Consider the following 18,733-nt stretch of genomic DNA (forward strand, 5'->3'; position numbering starts at 1 on the left):
GGCTCAGTCCCGGGTCCGGAACCGCGAACGGCCGGACGGCGGCGCAGGCTGCACGGGCGGTGCAGGGGGAGAAGGCGGTGCGGCGGGGGAGGGCGGCACCGGCGGCGCGGCCGGACCGGCCCAGGCGGGCGGCACGGGCCAGGCGGACGGCGCGGTCGGCACACCCGGAGCAGGCCAGACGGCCGGCGCGGCAGGCGCGGCCGGGGCAACCGGCGCAGCGGGCTCCGTCCCGGCCGGCGCCAGGGAGTAGCGGTCCGCGATCCGGTCCCGGTCCCCGTCCGCGAAGGCCGCCAGCAGGTCGTCGGCCACCTGCAGCACCACGTCCCCGCCCTCGACCTCGGCGATCCAGCCGGCCGGCAGTCCGGCCGTGCCGTACATCGCGCCGACCAGGTTGCCGCACACCGCCGCGGTGGAGTCGCTGTCCCCGGAGTGGTTGGCCGCGAGGACCATCGCCTCCCGCGCGTCGGCGCCCGCCAGCGCCGCGTACACGGCGACGGCCAGGCACTCCTCGGCGATCCAGCCGAGGCCGACCTGCTCCACCCGCTCGAAGCCCGCCGGGCCGAGCCCGGCGACCCGCACCGCGCGCCGCAGCGCCGTCACCGTCTCCTCGCTGCCCGGGTACTCGGCGGTCTGCTCCACCGTCTCCTCGACGGCCCGGCGCAGCTCCGTCCCCGCCACCAGCCGCTCGACCAGCGCGGCGAAGGCGCCCGCCGCCAGGTAGCCGGTCGGGTGGCCGTGCGTCAGCTGCGCGCAGTCCGCCGCCAGTTCGAAGGCCCGGCGGACACCGAACCCGGCCAGGCCGAACGGCGCCGAGCGCATCACCGTGCCGCAGCCCTTCGACTGCGTGTTCACCTCGCCGTGCACGCCGTACGCCGCCGGCGGCAGGTAGCGGTACCCGGTGAGCCCGCTCATGCAGGCGCTTCCGGGCGCCCGCGAGGCGTACAGGAAGTCGTGGCCGAGCAGCCAGCCGTCCGGGCTGCGCTCCGGGCCGGACAGCCGCTGGGTCAGCAGCCAGCGCAGGTAGGCCCGGTGGACGTCCTCACGGGTGCCGCCGCGCAGCAGGCCCTCGGCGGTGAACAGGGTCATCTGCGTGTCGTCGGTGACCTGCCCGCCCCGGCCGCCGGCCGCCGGGGACCGCAGGCCCCCGGGTCCGAACCGGGCGCGGATGTCGTCCAGCCGCAGGAACTCGACCGGCCAGCCCAGCGCGTCGCCGAGCGAACCGCCCAGCAGCGCACCGCGCACCCGGTCCGCCCGCCCCGCACTCCCGTGATCCACCGTCATGGCCTCCCCCTCTGTCCGTACGTCAGTCCTCGATCGCGCCGACGCGGCCGTGCAGCGCCGCCCGGTCCGCGGCGGCCCGGCCGGCCGCCCACCCCTCGCCGTCGCTCACCCGCACCCGCTGCGAGACCAGCTTCGGGAACATCCTGCCCACCGTGTCGTCGACGGCCTGCTCCCGGGCCGCCAGCACCGGCAGCAGCCGCTCGTCCGGCGCCAGCTGCTCGGACGTGCCGTCCTCCCGCAGGTGCCGCCCGGCCGCCGCCTCCGCCGTGGCCCGCTCGGTCGCCTCGGCCAGCCGCTCGCGGATCCGCGCAGCATAGGAGATGAGGAACGACTGGCGGAACGCCTTCGTCCGCGGCGCGCCGTCCTGGTGCCTGCGGCTGCCAGCCCGGCTCATCGCCGCCGTCCCCTGCACCAGCAGCGAGGTGTACAGCAGCTCGACCGCGTCCAGGTCCGCGTCGAAGCCGACCACCGTGCAGAACCCGAACTCCTTCGCCCACACCACCCGGCACCGGTTCGCCGCCGCCACCGCGTCCAGCAGCATCGCCTTCGGACTCTCGTACGGCTGGTCGACCCCGATCCGCAGCGCCACCGGCGCGTCCTTCGACGGCCCGCCGGCCGCCAGCAGCGCCTCGTCGATCGAGTGCTGGGCCATCAGCTGCTGCGCCTTGGCGGTCAGCGCCTCCGCCTCGTCCGGGTACTCCGTCGACTCGGCCTTCGCCAGCAGCGCCCGGATGCGACCCAGCATCCGCGGCTCGCCGGCCGCCCGGCCGTCCGCCGCGGCGAACGGCCGCCGCGCCGCGCCGCCCGACTGCCCCGGCACCGGGCCGACCGGCTCGATCGGCGGCAGCAGCGACCAGACCCGCAGCAGCTCCAGCGCGGCCGTCGCCAGCGCGAACCGGTCCTGGCGGTGCCGCGCGGCGAACTCCGGAAGGAACGCCGCGTCCGACTCCCACCACACCTCGGCGGCCAGCTCGCGCAGCTGCTCCTGCCAGCGCCGGTCCAGCGAGGCCGCCGGATGCCGTCGGCCCTCGGCCGCGATCAGGTCCACCGCCAGCGCCAGGTGCACCGGACCGAGCCCGCGCCGCACCGCCCGCGCCAGGTCGGCGGGCCGCCAGCCCGCCGTCCAGCACCGCCCGACGGCCCGCTCCGCGAAGGCCAGCAGCGAGCGGCTGACCTCCGGCCACTGGTCGGCCGATGCGGCCAGCAGCGAGGCACCGCCGTCCAGTGCGTGGTCCAGCGTGTCCGCGGGTGCGGCCACCACCTGCTCGACCGCCCGGGCCAGCAGCCCGTCGACGGCGGACTCCTGCCCGCCCCTGCTGCTGCGCCTGCCCACGGTGCCTCTTCCGTTCGCTGTTCCGTCGTTCCGTCCTCGCCCGACCCGGCCCGTCCATGATGCCGGAGCCGCAGCGCCGGGCCCGGGGCCCGGCGGCCGGGGGCGTGCGGGCGGGCCGCGCTCCGGAGTGGTACCGGAGGGTGCGATCCCCGTCACACCGTCGAGCGGACCGCCGTGGCCCGGACACTGCGGTGTGAATCCGGACGGCGCCGTCGGCAACTACTCGGGGCCGCCGCTCGTCCTGCATCCTGTAGGGGCAGCGCGCGCAGCCGACGCGCGACGGGGTGTCAGGGAGGTGGCCGCATGGCCGTAGAGCCGTGGAGGCAGGCGCAGCAGCCGTACGGGCCGCCGCCGCAGCCCTGGCAGCCGGCGTCCACCCCGCAGTCCGCGATGCGCGCCGCGCACGCCGACCGCGAGCGCACCGTCGACGTCCTGAAGGCCGCCTACGCCGAGGGCCGGCTGACCGCCGAGGAGTATTCGCAGCGCTTCGACGGCGCCCACCGTGCGCAGACGTACGGTCAGCTGGCGCAGCTGGTGGCGGACCTGCCCTCCGGGCCGATGGTGGCGCCGATGGGCGCGGCCGTGCCGGTCGTGCCGCCGACCTTCCTGCCGCCGCCGGTGCCGTACGCGCCGCCCCGCACCAACGGCATGGCGATCGCCTCGATGGTGCTCGGCCTGCTGTGCGTGCCGACCTTCGGCGCGCTGGGCATCCCCGCGGTGGTGACGGGGCACATCGCCAAGTCGCAGCTGCGGTCGGGCCGCGAGGAGGGCGACGGGATGGCCACCGCCGGCCTGGTCATCGGCTGGCTGTCGGTCGCCGGCTGGGCGCTGATGATGCTGCTGGCGGTCGCGTCCTCGGTCTGACGTCCCGACCGTCCGGTGCCGTCGGCGGAATCGTCCGACGGGCGGGACGGAGCCGGTGCCGGGTGGTGGGCGGCGCCGATGTGTGGTAGGACGGCCGGACGTTCCCGCACCGTTCCGGTTGTCCCAGGCTCGCCCGGGTGAGCAGCGGCGTTGCATTTGTTTTGACCGCCGCCGATGCGCTAGGTACGCTCTGATTCGTGCCTGGGGTGTCCCCGGGTCCTTGTGCGTGCCAGTAGACCGGCCGCCGTAGCAGAGCGCTGATCCCGCTCTCGCCGTGCGAGCGCCGTCGCTGTCCATCAGCTCATGGGATTCCGCGATTCCTCCGCCGGGAGACTCGACACACCCGACCGCGTGGGTCGGTGGGTCGAGGGGCGCCGCAGGTTAGTTTTACGCAGCCTTGGCACACAGAAAACGGAGAAACGGTGCCTACGATCCAGCAGCTGGTCCGAAAGGGCCGGCAGGACAAGGTCGAGAAGAACAAGACGCCCGCCCTGAAGGGTTCGCCCCAGCGTCGCGGCGTCTGCACGCGTGTGTACACGACCACCCCGAAGAAGCCGAACTCGGCTCTGCGTAAGGTCGCCCGTGTGCGCCTCACCAGCGGGATCGAGGTCACCGCCTACATCCCGGGCGAGGGCCACAACCTGCAGGAGCACTCCATCGTGCTGGTCCGCGGTGGCCGTGTGAAGGACCTTCCTGGTGTCCGCTACAAGATCATCCGCGGTTCCCTCGACACCCAGGGTGTCAAGAACCGCAAGCAGGCCCGCAGCCGCTACGGCGCCAAGAAGGAGAAGTAAGAATGCCTCGTAAGGGCCCCGCCCCGAAGCGCCCGGTCATCATCGACCCGGTTTACGGCTCCCCGCTGGTGACCTCGCTGGTCAACAAAATCCTGCTGCACGGCAAGCGCTCCACCGCCGAGCGGATCGTGTACGGCGCCCTCGAGGGCGTCCGCGAGAAGACCGGCGCCGACCCGGTGGTCGCGCTCAAGCGCGCCCTGGAGAACGTCAAGCCGACCCTCGAGGTCAAGTCCCGCCGTGTCGGTGGCGCGACCTACCAGGTGCCGGTCGAGGTCAAGCCGGGCCGTGCCAACACCCTGGCGCTGCGCTGGCTCGTCGGTTACTCCCGCGCCCGCCGCGAGAAGACCATGACCGAGCGTCTGCTCAACGAGATCCTCGACGCCAGCAACGGCCTCGGTGCTTCCGTGAAGCGCCGCGAGGACACCCACAAGATGGCCGAGTCCAACAAGGCCTTCGCGCACTACCGCTGGTAGTCCGAACCCCGTCACTAGACAGAGAGAGAACGAGCCACCATGGCTGCAACCTCCCTTGACCTCGCCAAGGTCCGCAACATCGGGATCATGGCGCACATCGACGCGGGCAAGACCACCACCACCGAGCGGATCCTGTTCTACACCGGTGTCTCGTACAAGATCGGTGAGGTCCACGACGGCGCTGCCACGATGGACTGGATGGAGCAGGAGCAGGAGCGCGGCATCACCATCACGTCGGCCGCGACGACCTGTCACTGGACGCTCGACGGCGTCGACAACACCATCAACATCATCGACACCCCGGGCCACGTCGACTTCACCGTCGAGGTGGAGCGCTCGCTGCGCGTGCTCGACGGTGGCGTGACGGTGTTCGACGGCGTCGCCGGCGTCGAGCCCCAGTCCGAGACCGTGTGGCGGCAGGCTGACCGCTACGGCGTCCCGCGCATCTGCTTCATCAACAAGCTGGACCGCACGGGCGCCGACTTCTACTTCTGCGTGCAGACCATCGTGGACCGCCTCGGCGCCACCCCGCTGGTCATGCAGCTCCCGATCGGCGCGGAGTCCGACTTCGTCGGCGTCGTCGACCTGGTGAAGATGAAGGCTCTGGTCTGGTCGCCCGAGGCCACCAAGGGCGAGATGTACGACGTTGTCGACATCCCGGCCGACCTCGCCGACAAGGCCGCCGAGTACCGCGAGCAGCTGATCGACACCGTGTCGAACGTCAGCGACGAGGTGATGGAGATCGCCCTGGAGGGCGAGGACATCCCCGAGGAGCTGCTGGTCGCCGCGATCCGCAAGGGCACGCTGGCCTCGGACTTCACCCCGATCTTCTGCGGCTCCGCGTTCAAGAACAAGGGCGTTCAGCCCCTGCTCGACGCGGTCGTGAAGTACCTGCCGTCGCCGCTGGACATCGAGGGCATCGAGGGCACCAAGCCGGGCAACGACGAGGAGAAGATCGTCCGCCAGGCTTCGGACGACGAGCCGCTCGCCGCCCTGGCGTTCAAGATCATGTCCGACCCGCACCTGGGCAAGCTCACCTTCGTCCGCGTGTACTCCGGCCGCCTGGAGTCCGGCACCTCGGTGCTGAACTCCGTCAAGGGCAAGAAGGAGCGCATCGGCAAGATCTACCGCATGCACGCGAACAAGCGTGAGGAGATCGACTCGGTGGGCGCCGGCGACATCATCGCCGTCATGGGCCTGAAGCAGACCACCACCGGTGAGACGCTGTCCGACGAGAAGCAGCCGGTCATCCTGGAGTCCATGGACTTCCCGGCCCCGGTCATCCGCGTCGCGATCGAGCCCAAGTCCAAGGGTGACCAGGAGAAGCTGGGTGTCGCCATCCAGCGTCTCGCCGAGGAGGACCCGTCCTTCCAGGTCAACACGGACGAGGAGACCGGCCAGACCATCATCGCGGGTATGGGCGAGCTGCACCTCGAGGTGCTCGTCGACCGTATGCGCCGTGAGTTCAAGGTCGAGGCCAACGTCGGCAAGCCGCAGGTCGCGTACCGCGAGACGATCCGCAAGGCCGTCGAGCGCATCGACTACACGCACAAGAAGCAGACCGGTGGTTCGGGTCAGTTCGCGAAGATCCAGATCGCGATCGAGCCGCTGGAGTCCGGCGAGGGCTACGAGTTCGTCAACAAGGTCACCGGTGGCCGCGTGCCGAAGGAGTACATCCCCTCGGTCGACGCCGGTTGCCAGGAGGCCATGGAGTTCGGTGTCCTCGCCGGCTACCCGCTCCAGGGCGTTCGCGTGACCCTGCTCGACGGTGCGTCGCACGACGTCGACTCGTCCGAGCTCGCGTTCAAGATCGCCGGTTCGATGGCCTTCAAGGAAGGCGCCAAGAAGGCCGGTCCGGCCCTCCTGGAGCCGATGATGGCCGTCGAGGTCACCACGCCCGAGGACTACATGGGCGACGTGATCGGCGACATCAACTCCCGCCGTGGCCAGATCCGGGCCATGGAGGAGCGTCACGGTGCGCGCGTCGTCAAGGCGCTCGTGCCGCTCTCCGAGATGTTCGGCTACGTCGGTGACCTGCGCAGCAAGACCTCTGGTCGCGCAAGCTACTCGATGCAGTTCGACTCGTACGCCGAGGTTCCGCGGAACGTGGCGGACGACATCATCGCCAAGGCCAAGGGCGAGTAAGGCCGGCTCCGCCGGTCGACGGTTCGGCCCGTTATTCGGGACGAATCAGACCCCTTAGGCTAGAAGGAGGTGACCCGGGGCGAATCCCCACGGATTCCCCCGGGCCCTCCCGGCACCCCACCCCGCGGGACGGCATGGAGCGCTACCAGCGCCCCGTTCCCAATCCCGATCAAAGACCAACTGACGTCGTACGGCGTACAGAACTGTCCTCAGGAGGACTGCAGTGGCGAAGGCGAAGTTCGAGCGGACGAAGCCCCACGTCAACATCGGCACCATCGGTCACATCGACCACGGTAAGACCACGCTGACCGCGGCCATCACCAAGGTGCTGCACGACGCGTACCCGGACATCAACCCCTTCACGCCGTTCGACCAGATCGACAAGGCGCCGGAGGAGCGTCAGCGCGGTATCACCATCTCGATCGCTCACGTCGAGTACCAGACCGAGGCGCGTCACTACGCCCACGTTGACTGCCCGGGTCACGCTGACTACATCAAGAACATGATCACCGGTGCGGCCCAGATGGACGGTGCGATCCTCGTCGTCGCCGCCACCGACGGCCCGATGCCGCAGACCAAGGAGCACGTCCTCCTGGCCCGCCAGGTCGGCGTCCCCTACATCGTCGTCGCCCTGAACAAGGCCGACATGGTGGACGACGAGGAGATCCTGGAGCTCGTCGAGCTCGAGGTCCGTGAGCTCCTCTCCGAGTACGAGTTCCCGGGCGACGACCTGCCGGTCGTGCGCGTCTCGGCGCTGAAGGCGCTCGAGGGCGACAAGGAGTGGGGCGAGAAGCTCCTCGGCCTCATGCACGCCGTCGACGAGTCGATCCCGACCCCGGCCCGTGCCACCGAGCTGCCGTTCCTGATGCCGATCGAGGACGTCTTCACGATCACCGGTCGTGGCACCGTCGTCACCGGCCGCATCGAGCGCGGTGTCCTCAAGGTCAACGAGACCGTCGACATCATCGGCATCAAGACCACCAAGACCACCACCACGGTCACCGGTATCGAGATGTTCCGCAAGCTGCTCGACGAGGGCCAGGCCGGTGAGAACGTCGGTCTGCTGCTCCGCGGCATCAAGCGCGAGGACGTCGAGCGCGGCCAGGTCATCATCAAGCCGGGTTCGGTCACCCCGCACACCGACTTCGAGGCCCAGGCCTACATCCTGTCGAAGGACGAGGGTGGCCGTCACACCCCGTTCTTCAACAACTACCGCCCGCAGTTCTACTTCCGTACCACGGACGTGACCGGCGTCGTGACCCTCCCCGAGGGCACCGAGATGGTCATGCCGGGCGACAACACCGCCATGACCGTCGCGCTGATCCAGCCCGTCGCCATGGAGGAGGGCCTCAAGTTCGCCATCCGTGAGGGTGGCCGCACCGTCGGCGCCGGCCAGGTCACCAAGATCGTCAAGTGACGATCTGACCCTGGTCTGTCGTAGACAGGCTCGCCGTAAGGCAAACGGAAGGGCCCGCCCCCTCCGTCCGCGAGGACGGGGAGGGCGGGCCCTTCCGCGTCGGCCGGGGCTTCCCGTGCCCCTCGGGGCGGGGGCCTCAGAGGCCGGCGGTGTACTCCTTGCACACGTCGTACGAGGGCAGCAGGCCGCTCGCCAGTGCCTCGGCGAGCGAGGGGGCGGCCGCGTCCCGCGCGGAGAGCTGCGGCTGCTCGGCCGGCCACTCGATGCCCAGGTCCGGGTCCAGCGGGTGCACGGCGTGCTCGCCCGACGGGTTGTACGTCTCCGAGCACAGGTAGGAGAGGGTGGCGTCGTCGGTCAGCGCGCAGAACCCGTGGCCCAGGCCCTCCGGCACGTACACCGCACGGCGGTCGGTCTCGTCCAGCAGCACGCCCTCCCAGCGGCCGAAGGTGGGGGAGCCCACCCGCAGGTCGACCACCACGTCCAGCGTGGCACCGCGCACACAGGTCACGTACTTGGCCTGGCCGGGCGGCACGTCGGCGAAGTGGATGCCGCGCACCACGCCGCGGGCCGACACCGAGAGGTTGCCCTGGGCGAGTCGCAGCGGGTGCCCGACCACCTCGGCCAGCCGGTCGAAGCGGTACCACTCGGTGAACAGGCCGCGCGGGTCGCCGTGCAGCTGCGGGGTGATTTCGAACGCCCCCTCAATCGCCAACTCGCGGAACTTCACCGGGACTTCTCCTCCTGCAACAGGTCCAGCAGGTACTGGCCGTACCCGCTCTTCAGCAACGGCTCGGCCAGCTCCCGGAGTTGGGCGCCGTCGATCAGCCCGGCCCGCCAGCAGGCCTCCTCGATGCAGCCGATCTTGAACCCCTGGCGTTCCTCGATCACCCGGACGAACTCCGAGGCCTGCACCATCGACACGAAGGTGCCGGTGTCCAACCAGGCCGTACCGCGGTCGAGTCGGGTCACCTGGAGCTCACCGGCCTGCAGATAGGCGTCGTTGACCGCGGTGATCTCCAACTCGCCCCGGGCGCTGGGCTTCAGGCCCCGAGCGATCTCCACCACGCGGTTGTCGTAGAAGTACAGCCCGGGCACCGCGTACCGGGACTTGGGGGTGGCCGGCTTCTCCTCGATGGACAGCACCCGGCCGTCCGCGTCGAACTCCACCACGCCGTACGCGCTCGGGTCCGCCACCGGGTAGGCGAAGACCAGCCCGCCCTTGGGGTCGGTGTGCTGCGCCAGCCGGGTGCCCAGGCCGCTGCCGTGGAAGATGTTGTCGCCCAGGATCAGCGCCACCGGCTCCTCGCCGATGAAGTCCGCGCCCAGCACGAACGCCTGCGCGATGCCCTCCGGGCGCTCCTGCACCGCGTACTCCAGCCGCAGACCGAGCTGCGAGCCGTCGCCGAGCAGTCGGCGGAACTGCGGCTGGTCCTCCGCGGTGGTGATGATCAGGATCTCGTCGATGCCCGCCATCACCAGGGTGGAGAGCGGGTAGTAGACCATCGGCTTGTCGAAGACCGGGAGCAGCTGTTTCGAGACCGCCCGGGTCAGCGGCCACAGCCGGGAGCCGGTACCGCCGGCCAGGAGGATTCCACGCATGGGCAGCAGCCTACGGGAGGTCCCACCGGCCACCCGAGCACGCCCGCGGCCGTCGGCGGGCCCGGCGGTAGACTGCGCGCACTATGCGCATCCTGGTCACCGGCGGCGCCGGCTTCATCGGCTCCGAGTTCGTCCGCTCCCAGCTCGCCGCCGACGTCTCGGCCGAGATCACCGTCCTCGACAGCCTCACCTATTCGGGCGTCGAGGCCAACCTCGCCCCGGTCGCCGACCACCCCGGCTACCGCTTCGTCCGCGCGGACATCTGCGACGGGGAGGCCGTCGACGCGGCCATGGCCGGTCACGACGCGGTGGTGCACTTCGCCGCCGAGTCGCACGTCGACCGGTCGATCGAGGGCGCCGGCCCGTTCGTGCGCACCAACGTGCTCGGCACCCAGGTGCTGCTCGACGCCGCCCGCAAGCACGGCGTCGGCCGCTTCGTCCACGTCTCCACCGACGAGGTCTACGGCTCCATCGCCGAGGGCTCCTGGACGGAGGACTGGCCGCTCGCGCCGAACTCCCCGTACTCCGCCTCCAAGGCCTCCTCCGACCTGCTCGCACTGGCCTACCACCGCACCCACGGCATGGACGTGGTGGTCACCCGCTGCTCCAACAACTACGGGCACCACCAGTTCCCGGAGAAGGTCATCCCGCTGTTCACCACCAACCTCCTCGACGGGAGGAAGGTGCCGCTGTACGGCGAGGGCGGTAACGTCCGCGACTGGCTGCACGTCTCCGACCACTGCCGGGGCATCGACCTGGTGCTGCGCGGCGGCCGCGCCGGCCGGGTCTACAACATCGGCGGCGGCACCGAGATCACCAACAAGGAGCTCACCGCGCTGCTCCTGGAGGCGGCCGGCGCGGGCTGGGAGATGGTCGAGCACGTCGAGGACCGCAAGGGCCACGACCTGCGCTACTCCCTCGACATCACCCGCATCCGCGAGGAGCTCGGCTACGAGCCGCAGGTCTCCTTCGCCGACGGCCTCGCCGACACCATCGCCTGGTACCGCGACAACCGCGCCTGGTGGGAGCCGCTCAAGGCCCGGGCGGCCCTCGCATGACCGCCTGGCTCGTCACCGGCGCCGGCGGCATGCTCGGCCGCGACCTGCAGGACGTCCTCGGCGCGGCCGGCGAGCGGGTCACGGCCCTCGACCGCGCCGCGCTCGACATCACCGACCCGCAGGCCGTCCGCGCCGCCGTCCGCGGCCACGGCGTGGTCGTCAACTGCGCCGCCTGGACGGACGTCGACGGCGCCGAGACCGCCGAGGCCGCGGCCACCGCCGTCAACGGCACCGGCGTGCGCCACCTCGCCCTCGCCTGCCGCGAGGCCGGCGCCCGCCTGCTCCAGGTCTCCACCGACTACGTGCTGCCCGGCGACACCGACGGCCCCTGCCCGGAGGACGCGCCCACCGGGCCGGTCAACGCCTACGGCCGGGCCAAGCTCGCCGGCGAGCGGGCCGTCCTGGGCGTCCTGCCCGACACCGGCTACGTGGTGCGCACCGCCTGGCTCTACGGCGAGCACGGCCCCAACTTCGTCGCCACCGTGCTGAAGCTCGCCGCCGTCCGGGACACCCTCGACGTCGTCGACGACCAGCACGGCCAGCCCACCTGGTCCCACGACCTCGCCCGGCAGCTGCACGCCCTCGGCGGGCAGGCCGACGCACCCGCCGGCATCTACCACGGCACCGCCGCCGGCCGCACCACCTGGTACGGGCTCGCCCGCGCCGCCTACCGGCTGGCCGGCCTCGACCCCGACCGCATCCGCCCGACCACCTCGGTCGCCTTCCCCCGGCCGGCCGCCCGCCCGGCCCACAGCGTGCTCGGCCACGACCGCTGGGCGCTCGCCGGGCTCGCCCCGCTGCCCGCCTGGGAGGCCTCGCTGGCCGAGGCGCTGCAGCGGCCGGCCTTCCGCGCCCTCACCGGGGCCCACCCGTAGGACGCGTCCCAGGGATCCCGCCGGGCCCGCCGAGATCCCTGAGGTGTGCTCCGGCCGACCACCCGTTCGAGTGCGAGTCGGTGCTGCCTTAGGCTGTTGGCCACTCACGGGGACGGCCCGCGCACGGAAGGCACCACCGGCAGTGCAACTCTCGATCCTCACCTCGATCACCGGCGTGGTGGTGCTCGCCTACATCCTGGAACTGCTGAGACGCCAGCAGCTCCGGGAGAAGTACGCGGCGATATGGCTGGCCATCGGCCTCGCGATAGCCCCGCTGGGGTTCTTCCCCTCGCTGCTCGACTCCACCGCCAGGCGGCTCGGCGTCGCCTCCGGCGTCAGCCTGGTGCTCTTCGCCGGCTTCGTGCTCGTCCTGATGGTCAGCCTCCACCTCAGCTGGGAGGCCAGCCGCCTGGAGGCCGAGACCCGCACCCTCGCCGAGGACGTCGCCCTCATCCGCGCCCACCTCGCCGAACAGGGCCTGATGCCGGGCCCCGAGGCCGCCGGTCGCGCCGCCACCCCTGCCGCCCCCACCGTGACCCCGGAGGCCAAGCCGTGACCGACGGGCGCCGCGTCCTGATCATCCTGCCCGCCTGGAACGAGGCCGACGGCCTGCCCGCCGTCCTCGGCGAGATCAAGCGGCAGTTGCCCCACGTCGACACCCTCGTCGTCGACGACGGCTCCACCGACCGCACCGCCGAGGTCGCCGCCGCGGCTGGCTCCGCCGTCGCCCGGCTGCCGTACAACCTCGGCGTCGGCGGCGCGATGCGCCTCGGCTACCGCTACGCCCAGCAGCACGGCTACGACGTGGCGATCCAGGTCGACGCCGACGGCCAGCACGACCCCTTCTACGTCCCCGTCCTGCTGGAGAAGCTCGCCGACGCCGACCTCGTCATCGGCGCCCGCTTCGACGGCGAGGGCGACTACCGGGTGCGCGGCCCCCGCCGCTGGGCGATGAAGCTGCTCTCCGTCGTCCTCTCCCGGATCACCCGGACCCGGCTCACCGACACCACCTCCGGCTTCCGCGCCTGCAACCGGCCGCTCATCGAGTTCTTCGCCCGCTGGTACCCCGTCGAGTACCTCGGCGACACCGTCGAGAGCCTGGTCGGCGCCGCCCGCTGCGGCTTCACCGTCCGCCAGGTCCCGGTCGCCATGCGCGCCCGCGTCACCGGCCGGCCGAGCGCCTCGCCCCTCAAGGCGATGATCTACCTCGTCCGCGCCGGCCTCGTCCTGCTGCTCGCCATGATCCGCCGGATGCCCCGCCACCTGAAGGACTTCGCCCCCGGCTCCGAGTACTACCGCTCCCACACCGGTCGACTCGCCCTCGCGGCCCCCGCCGGCGCCGTTTCCCAGCCCGAGGTCTGACGTGCCACGCTACGAGATCCTGCTGCCCTACTACGGCAGCGTCCCCCTGATGCAGGACGCCGTGCGCAGCGTCCTCGCGCAGAGCGGCGACGACTGGCGGCTCACCGTCGTGGACGACGGCCGCGAGAGCGGCGTCCCCGAATGGTTCGAGGCCCTCGCCGACCCGCGCGTGCGGTACTTCCGCAACGATCGCAACCTCGGCGTCACCGGCAATTTCAACCACTGCGTCTCCCTCGCCGAGTACGAGTACCTGGTGCTCATGGGCTGCGACGACCTGATGCACCCGAACTACCTGGACGTCGTCCGCGCCGCGGCCGAACGCGAGCCCAAGGCCGCGATGATCCAGCCCGGCGTCGAGGTCATCGGCACCGACGGGCAGCCGTACGACACCCTCGTCGACCGCACCAAGCGCCGCGTCTACGCCCCCAAGGGCCCCGGCCGCGAGTTGCTCGGCGGCGAGGACCTCGCGGTCAGCCTGCTCCGCGGCAACTGGCTGTACTTCCCGTCGATCTGCTGGCGCACCGAGGCCGTCAGGCGCTTCGGCTTCCGCCCCGACCTCGGCGTCATCCAGGACCTCGCCCTGGTCGTCGACCTGCTGGTCGCGGGGGAGTCGCTGGCCACCAGCCCCGAGGTCTGCTTCAGCTACCGCCGGCACGCAGAGAGCGAGTCCTCCGCCAAGGCGTACACCGGCAGCCGCTTCGAGGAGGCCAAGCGCTTCTTCGGGGAGACCGCCGACCGCCTCGACGCGCACGGCTGGCACCGCGCCGCCAAGGTCTCCCGGCTCCACCTGTCCTCGCGGCTGCACGCCATCACCCTGCTGCCCGGCGCCGCCCGGCACGCGGGGCGACCCGGCGTCCTGGCCATGCTCAAGCACGCGGCGCGCTGACCGTGCAGCGCGTCCGCAGCCTCGCCGCAGCCCTGCCCGACGGCACCCGCACGGTCGCCGTCGGCACCGTCCTGCTCGGCGCCGCCTCCTACCTGCACCTGGCCGTCGCCGGACACAGCCTCACCACCCGCGACATGGCGGGCGTCTCGGTGCTGTGGACGATCGTCATGTCGGTGGGCATCGGCCTGTTCTTCCCCGTCGAGCAGGAGCTCACCCGGATCGTCGCCGCCCGGCGCGTCCGCGGCGAGGGCGCCGGGCCCGTGCTGCGGCGCGCCCTCCTGCTGACCACCGGTCTGCTCGCAGTCCTGCTCGGTCTGATGGCCGTGCTCTCCCGGCGCCTGGCCGACCTGCTCTTCCACGGCGACCAGCAGCTCGTCGCCGCCCTCGGCGGCGCCTTCGTCGCGACGGCCTTCTGCTACACCACCCGTGGCGTCATGGCCGGCCTCGGGCGCTTCGGCGCCTACGGCACCCAGCTCGCCCTCGACGGCGCCCTGCGGATCGTCCTCGCCGTCGGCTTCGCCCTCGCCGGGCTGCACTCCGCCCTCGCGTTCAGCCTGATCATGACCATCGCGCCGCTGCTCGCCCTGCTGGCGACGCTCCCGGCCACCGTCCGCCCTGCCCTGCCCGGACCGCCCGTCGCCTGGACCGACCTCGTCCGCGGCCTCGGTCCGCTGATGTGCTCCACCCTGCTCGCCCAGTGGATGGTCAGCGCCGCGGTGATGAGCGTCCAGCTGCTGGAGCCCTCCCGGATCGACCTGGTCGCCGCGCTGCTCAGCGCCTTGGTGCTGGCCCGTGTCCCGATCTTCGTCTTCGGCGCCCTGCAGGCCTCGCTGCTCTCCGGCCTGGCCGGCGCCGCCGCAGCCGGCCGCCACGCCGACTTCCTCGCCATGCTCCGCCGCGCCTGCCTCGCCGTCGCCGCCCTGTGCGCGGTCGTCGGCACGCCGGCCGTCCTGCTCGGTCCGTGGCTGGTCCACCTGCTGTTCGCCGCACCCGACGTGCTGACCCGTACCGACTTCCTCTGGCTCTGCCTCGGAACCCTCTGCTACCTGCTCGCCATGGTCCTCGGCCAGGCCCTGATCGTGCTGCACCGCCACCGCGCCCAGCTCGCCTGCTGGCTGCTGGGCACCGCGGCCCTCGCCGCCGTCACCCTGGCCCCCGGTCCGATCGCCACCCGGGTCTGCCTCGCCTTCGCCGCAGGCCCCCTCACCTGCGCCGCCGCCATGGTGTGGACGCTCCGCCGCGCCACCCCTCGCACTCCGGCCGCCCCGCCGGCCGACAACACCGCCGAACCCCTCCGCTCCGCCTGACGACACGGCCGCGGGCGACGATCCCGCGCACCCTCGATTGGCGTTTCGGCTCCGCCGTATGGCAGTATGTCCAAGTTGCTCGGTTGAGTGCCGATGCTGCGCGCCTCCCGCCGGGAGGACCGGAAGCGAGTCCCATGTACTCGTCGTTCCCGTGATGGCCGTTCATACGTCCGCGTTCGCCGCTTCTGCGGTGGGCGTGTGGGCGTAGTGGTGTGTAAGCGACACCGCGGCAGCTGCGGGGCGGACGTACGGGAATCTTCCGGGAAGCGTGGGCGGGGCCTCGACCCGGCGCCTGGTGGGTGCAAGACCTCACCGACCGAAAGCGGGAACCGAAGAGGGAAACCTCTTTGGTTTTTTGCAAGCGGCAGGGCGACACGCCCGACCGCGGGGGTCGAAGAGGGTAACCACCCGGAGGCGCCGCCGGACCAGTCCACCCGGACGAATCCGGTCGCAGAAGCAACGGACGACAGAAGGACTACTGAGTAGCCATGGCGGGACAGAAGATCCGCATCCGGCTCAAGGCCTACGACCACGAGGTCATCGACTCCTCGGCGAAGAAGATCGTCGAGACGGTGATCCGTACTGGTGCGCAGGTCGCGGGCCCGGTGCCGCTGCCCACTGAGAAGAACGTGTACTGCGTCATCCGCTCGCCGCACAAGTACAAGGACTCGCGCGAGCACTTCGAGATGCGTACTCACAAGCGTCTGATCGACATCCTCGACCCCACGCCGAAGACGGTTGACTCGCTCATGCGTCTCGACCTGCCGGCCGGCGTCGACATCGAGATCAAGCTCTGAGAGGCGCACCGAAGATGGCTAAGCAGATTAAGGGCATCCTGGGCGAGAAGCTCGGCATGACCCAGGTCTGGGACGAGAACAACCGGATCGTTCCGGTGACCGTCGTCAAGGCCGGGCCGAATGTCGTGACCCAGGTCCACACCGCCGACAGCCCGGCCGGCTACGACGCCGTCCAGATCGGCTTCGGCGAGATCGACCCCCGCAAGGTGAACAAGCCCCTCGCGGGTCACTTCGCCAAGGCCGGTGTCACCCCGCGCCGCCACCTGGTCGAGCTGCGTACCTCGGACGCGTCCGAGTACACCCTGGGCCAGGAGATCACCGCCGAGCTGTTCGAGGCGGGTGTCAAGGTCGACGTGACCGGCACCTCCAAGGGCAAGGGCTTCGCCGGTGTCATGAAGCGTCACAACTTCAAGGGCCTCGGCGCCGGTCACGGCACCCAGCGCAAGCACCGCTCGCCCGGTTCCATCGGTGGCTGCGCCACCCCGGGCCGCGTGTTCAAGGGCCTGCGCATGGCGGGTCGGATGGGCCACGAGCGTGTGACCACCCAGAACCTGACCGTGCACGCGGTCGACGCGGAGAAGGGCCTGCTGCTCATCAAGGGCGCCGTCCCGGGCCCGAACGGCGGCCTCGTCCTCGTCCGCACCGCGGCGAAGGGGCTGTGAAGGATATGACCACCATTGACATCCTGTCGCCGGCCGGCGACAAGGCCGGCAGCCTCGAGCTGCCCGCCGAGATCTTCGACGCCAAGGTCAGCATCCCGCTGATGCACCAGGTCGTCGTCGCGCAGCTCGCCGCTGCCCGCCAGGGCACGCACAAGGTGAAGCGCCGCGGCGAGGTCCGTGGTGGCGGCAAGAAGCCGTACCGCCAGAAGGGCACCGGCCGCGCCCGTCAGGGCTCGACCCGCGCGCCGCAGTTCGCCGGCGGTGGCGTCGTGCACGGCCCCGTGCCGCGTGACTACTCGCAGCGGACCCCGAAGAAGATGATCGTCGCCGCGCTCCGCGGTGCGCTCACCGACCGGGCTCGCCACGAGCGCATCCACGTGATCACCGCGGTGACCGCGACCGATGCGCCGTCGACCAAGGCCGCCAAGAGCCTGTTCGGCAAGATCTCCGAGCGCAAGAACGTCCTCCTGGTCGTCGAGCGCGAGGACGAGCTGGGCCTCAAGTCCGCTCGCAACCTGCCGAACGTGCACATCCTGGACGCTGGCCAGCTGAACACCTACGACGTGCTCGTCTCCGACGATGTGGTCTTCACCCAGGCCGCCTTCGAGCGCTTCGTGGCCGGTCCGGCCGCGTCCGCCAAGGCCGTTGCCGCTGAGGGCGAGCTCGAAGGGAGCGCCGCCTGATGGCTGCGGAGATCACGAGCAAGACGTACACGGACCCCCGTGACGTCCTGATCAAGCCGGTTATCTCGGAGAAGAGCTACTCGCTCCTCGACGAGAACAAGTACACGTTCGTCGTGTCTCCGGACGCCAACAAGACCCAGATCAAGCAGGCCGTCGAGGCGGTCTTCTCGGTCAAGGTCGAGGCCGTCAACACGCTCAACCGGCAGGGCAAGCGCAAGCGCTCCCGCACCGGTTTCGGCAAGCGCAAGGACACCAAGCGCGCCATCGTGACGCTGGCCGAGGGCAACCGCATCGACATCTTCGGTGGTCCGGTCTCCGCCTGACGGAGAACGTGATCGTCGTTAAGGACGAGGACGAAAATGGGTATCCGCAAGTACAAGCCGACTACGCCGGGCCGCCGCGGCTCGAGCGTGGCCGACTTCGTCGAAATCACGCGGTCCACGCCGGAGAAGTCGCTGGTTCGCCCGCTGCACAGCAAGGGCGGCCGTAACAACGCCGGTCGTGTCACCGCCCGCCACCAGGGTGGCGGTCACAAGCGCGCCTACCGCGTGATCGACTTCCGTCGTCACGACAAGGACGGCGTGCCGGCCAAGGTCGCGCACATCGAGTACGACCCCAACCGCACCGCGCGCATCGCGCTCCTGCACTACGCGGACGGCGAGAAGCGCTACATCATCGCCCCCCGTGGCGTCGCGCAGGGTGACCGGATCGAGAACGGCCCCGGGGCCGACATCAAGCCGGGCAACAACCTGCCGCTCCGCAACATCCCGGTCGGTACCACCATCCACGCGGTGGAGCTCCGTCCCGGCGGTGGCGCCAAGCTGGCCCGTTCCGCGGGTTCCGGCATTCAGCTGCTCGCCCGTGAGGGCCGCATGGCGCACCTGCGCATGCCCTCCGGTGAGATCCGCCTGGTCGACGCGCGCTGCCGCGCCACCGTCGGCGAGGTCGGCAACGCCGAGCAGTCGAACATCAACTGGGGCAAGGCCGGCCGCATGCGCTGGAAGGGCGTCCGCCCGACCGTGCGTGGTGTCGCCATGAACCCGATCGACCACCCGCACGGTGGTGGTGAGGGTAAGACCTCCGGTGGTCGCCACCCGGTCTCGCCGTGGGGCAAGCCCGAGGGCCGTACCCGTCGCCCGAACAAGGCGTCGGACAAGCTCATCGTGCGCCGCCGCAAGACCAACAAGAAGCGCTAGG

20 protein-coding genes are annotated in these 18,733 nt (G+C 71.2%); 16 read left to right on the forward strand and 4 right to left on the reverse strand.

Going from position 1 to position 18,733, the window contains the following annotated elements:
* Positions 1-3 precede the first annotated feature (3 nt).
* The gene (locus tag AB0M03_RS21635) at positions 4-1,281 is read right to left on the reverse strand and encodes an ADP-ribosylglycohydrolase family protein (protein WP_363493274.1); all 1,278 of its coding nucleotides are present in this window, start codon (positions 1,279-1,281) and stop codon (positions 4-6) included.
* Positions 1,282-1,303: 22 nt separating this feature from the next.
* Positions 1,304-2,614 (reverse strand): DUF2786 domain-containing protein, encoded by a 1,311-nt coding sequence (locus tag AB0M03_RS21640; protein ID WP_363493276.1) that lies wholly within the window; start codon positions 2,612-2,614, stop codon positions 1,304-1,306.
* 303 nt (positions 2,615-2,917) lie between these two features.
* Here AB0M03_RS21640 and AB0M03_RS21645 point away from each other — a divergent pair, with 303 nt between their 5' ends.
* The 5 genes from AB0M03_RS21645 (at position 2,918) to tuf (ending at position 8,307) form a co-directional block, all read left to right on the forward strand.
* The gene (locus AB0M03_RS21645; RefSeq protein WP_363493278.1) at positions 2,918-3,478 is read left to right on the forward strand and encodes a DUF1707 and DUF4190 domain-containing protein; all 561 of its coding nucleotides are present in this window, start codon (positions 2,918-2,920) and stop codon (positions 3,476-3,478) included.
* Between the two features lie 422 nt (positions 3,479-3,900).
* On the forward strand, positions 3,901-4,272 hold the full coding sequence (gene rpsL, locus AB0M03_RS21650) for a 30S ribosomal protein S12 (RefSeq protein WP_014144289.1): 372 nt from the start codon (positions 3,901-3,903) through the stop codon (positions 4,270-4,272).
* 2 nt (positions 4,273-4,274) lie between these two features.
* Positions 4,275-4,745 (forward strand): 30S ribosomal protein S7, encoded by a 471-nt coding sequence (rpsG, locus tag AB0M03_RS21655; protein ID WP_030263556.1) that lies wholly within the window; start codon positions 4,275-4,277, stop codon positions 4,743-4,745.
* 39 nt (positions 4,746-4,784) lie between these two features.
* On the forward strand, positions 4,785-6,890 hold the full coding sequence (gene fusA, locus AB0M03_RS21660) for an elongation factor G (RefSeq protein ID WP_363493280.1): 2,106 nt from the start codon (positions 4,785-4,787) through the stop codon (positions 6,888-6,890).
* Positions 6,891-7,113: 223 nt separating this feature from the next.
* Positions 7,114-8,307: an elongation factor Tu gene (gene tuf / locus AB0M03_RS21665; RefSeq protein ID WP_030263551.1), complete on the forward strand. Its 1,194-nt coding sequence runs from the start codon at positions 7,114-7,116 to the stop codon at positions 8,305-8,307.
* A 136-nt stretch (positions 8,308-8,443) separates the two neighbouring features.
* On the opposite strand, the gene rfbC is transcribed toward tuf, so the two are convergent.
* Together rfbC and rfbA are read right to left on the reverse strand one after the other, a co-directional pair.
* Entirely contained in the window at positions 8,444-9,034 is a 591-nt protein-coding gene (gene rfbC / locus AB0M03_RS21670; protein WP_363493282.1) for a dTDP-4-dehydrorhamnose 3,5-epimerase, read from the reverse strand.
* Positions 9,031-9,906, reverse strand: coding sequence for a glucose-1-phosphate thymidylyltransferase RfbA (rfbA, locus tag AB0M03_RS21675; RefSeq protein ID WP_363493284.1), 876 nt, complete (start codon positions 9,904-9,906; stop codon positions 9,031-9,033). The genes rfbC and rfbA overlap by 4 nt, the downstream gene beginning before the upstream one ends.
* Before the next feature lie 83 nt (positions 9,907-9,989).
* Between rfbA and rfbB the strand changes: the two genes are divergently transcribed.
* The 11 genes from rfbB to rplB all read left to right on the forward strand — a co-directional run bounded on the left by rfbB (position 9,990) and on the right by rplB (position 18,732).
* A complete protein-coding gene (gene rfbB, locus AB0M03_RS21680; RefSeq protein WP_363493285.1) occupies positions 9,990-10,964 on the forward strand; it encodes a dTDP-glucose 4,6-dehydratase in 975 nt (324 codons plus the stop codon).
* Positions 10,961-11,839, forward strand: a complete 879-nt coding sequence (gene rfbD, locus AB0M03_RS21685; RefSeq protein WP_363493287.1) for a dTDP-4-dehydrorhamnose reductase — start codon at positions 10,961-10,963, stop codon at positions 11,837-11,839. The genes rfbB and rfbD overlap by 4 nt, the downstream gene beginning before the upstream one ends.
* 142 nt (positions 11,840-11,981) lie before the next feature.
* Positions 11,982-12,395, forward strand: a complete 414-nt coding sequence (locus AB0M03_RS21690) for a DUF2304 domain-containing protein (protein ID WP_363493289.1) — start codon at positions 11,982-11,984, stop codon at positions 12,393-12,395.
* Complete coding sequence (locus AB0M03_RS21695; protein ID WP_363493291.1) at positions 12,392-13,201, forward strand: glycosyltransferase family 2 protein; 810 nt, start codon at positions 12,392-12,394, stop codon at positions 13,199-13,201. The genes AB0M03_RS21690 and AB0M03_RS21695 overlap by 4 nt, the downstream gene beginning before the upstream one ends.
* A gap of 1 nt (position 13,202) precedes the next feature.
* Positions 13,203-14,087 carry a glycosyltransferase gene (locus AB0M03_RS21700; protein WP_363493293.1) on the forward strand — a complete coding sequence of 295 codons (885 nt, stop codon included), beginning with the start codon at positions 13,203-13,205 and terminating at the stop codon, positions 14,085-14,087.
* A 2-nt stretch (positions 14,088-14,089) separates the two neighbouring features.
* Entirely contained in the window at positions 14,090-15,394 is a 1,305-nt protein-coding gene (locus AB0M03_RS21705; protein ID WP_363493294.1) for a hypothetical protein, read from the forward strand.
* 488 nt (positions 15,395-15,882) lie between these two features.
* Positions 15,883-16,191 (forward strand): 30S ribosomal protein S10, encoded by a 309-nt coding sequence (gene rpsJ / locus AB0M03_RS21710; protein WP_012785157.1) that lies wholly within the window; start codon positions 15,883-15,885, stop codon positions 16,189-16,191.
* A gap of 14 nt (positions 16,192-16,205) precedes the next feature.
* The gene (rplC, locus tag AB0M03_RS21715) at positions 16,206-16,853 is read left to right on the forward strand and encodes a 50S ribosomal protein L3 (RefSeq protein ID WP_030263524.1); all 648 of its coding nucleotides are present in this window, start codon (positions 16,206-16,208) and stop codon (positions 16,851-16,853) included.
* Between the two features lie 5 nt (positions 16,854-16,858).
* Positions 16,859-17,536 (forward strand): 50S ribosomal protein L4, encoded by a 678-nt coding sequence (gene rplD, locus AB0M03_RS21720; RefSeq protein ID WP_363493296.1) that lies wholly within the window; start codon positions 16,859-16,861, stop codon positions 17,534-17,536.
* Positions 17,533-17,859: a 50S ribosomal protein L23 gene (gene rplW / locus AB0M03_RS21725; RefSeq protein ID WP_263108062.1), complete on the forward strand. Its 327-nt coding sequence runs from the start codon at positions 17,533-17,535 to the stop codon at positions 17,857-17,859. Before rplD ends, rplW begins: the two co-directional genes overlap by 4 nt.
* Before the next feature lie 36 nt (positions 17,860-17,895).
* The gene (gene rplB / locus AB0M03_RS21730; protein ID WP_095874451.1) at positions 17,896-18,732 is read left to right on the forward strand and encodes a 50S ribosomal protein L2; all 837 of its coding nucleotides are present in this window, start codon (positions 17,896-17,898) and stop codon (positions 18,730-18,732) included.
* The last annotated feature ends 1 nt before the right edge of the window (position 18,733 follow it).

The sequence above is a fragment of the Kitasatospora sp. NPDC051914 genome (assembly GCF_040680995.1).
In the GTDB taxonomy this organism is placed as follows: Bacteria; Actinomycetota; Actinomycetes; order Streptomycetales; family Streptomycetaceae; genus Kitasatospora.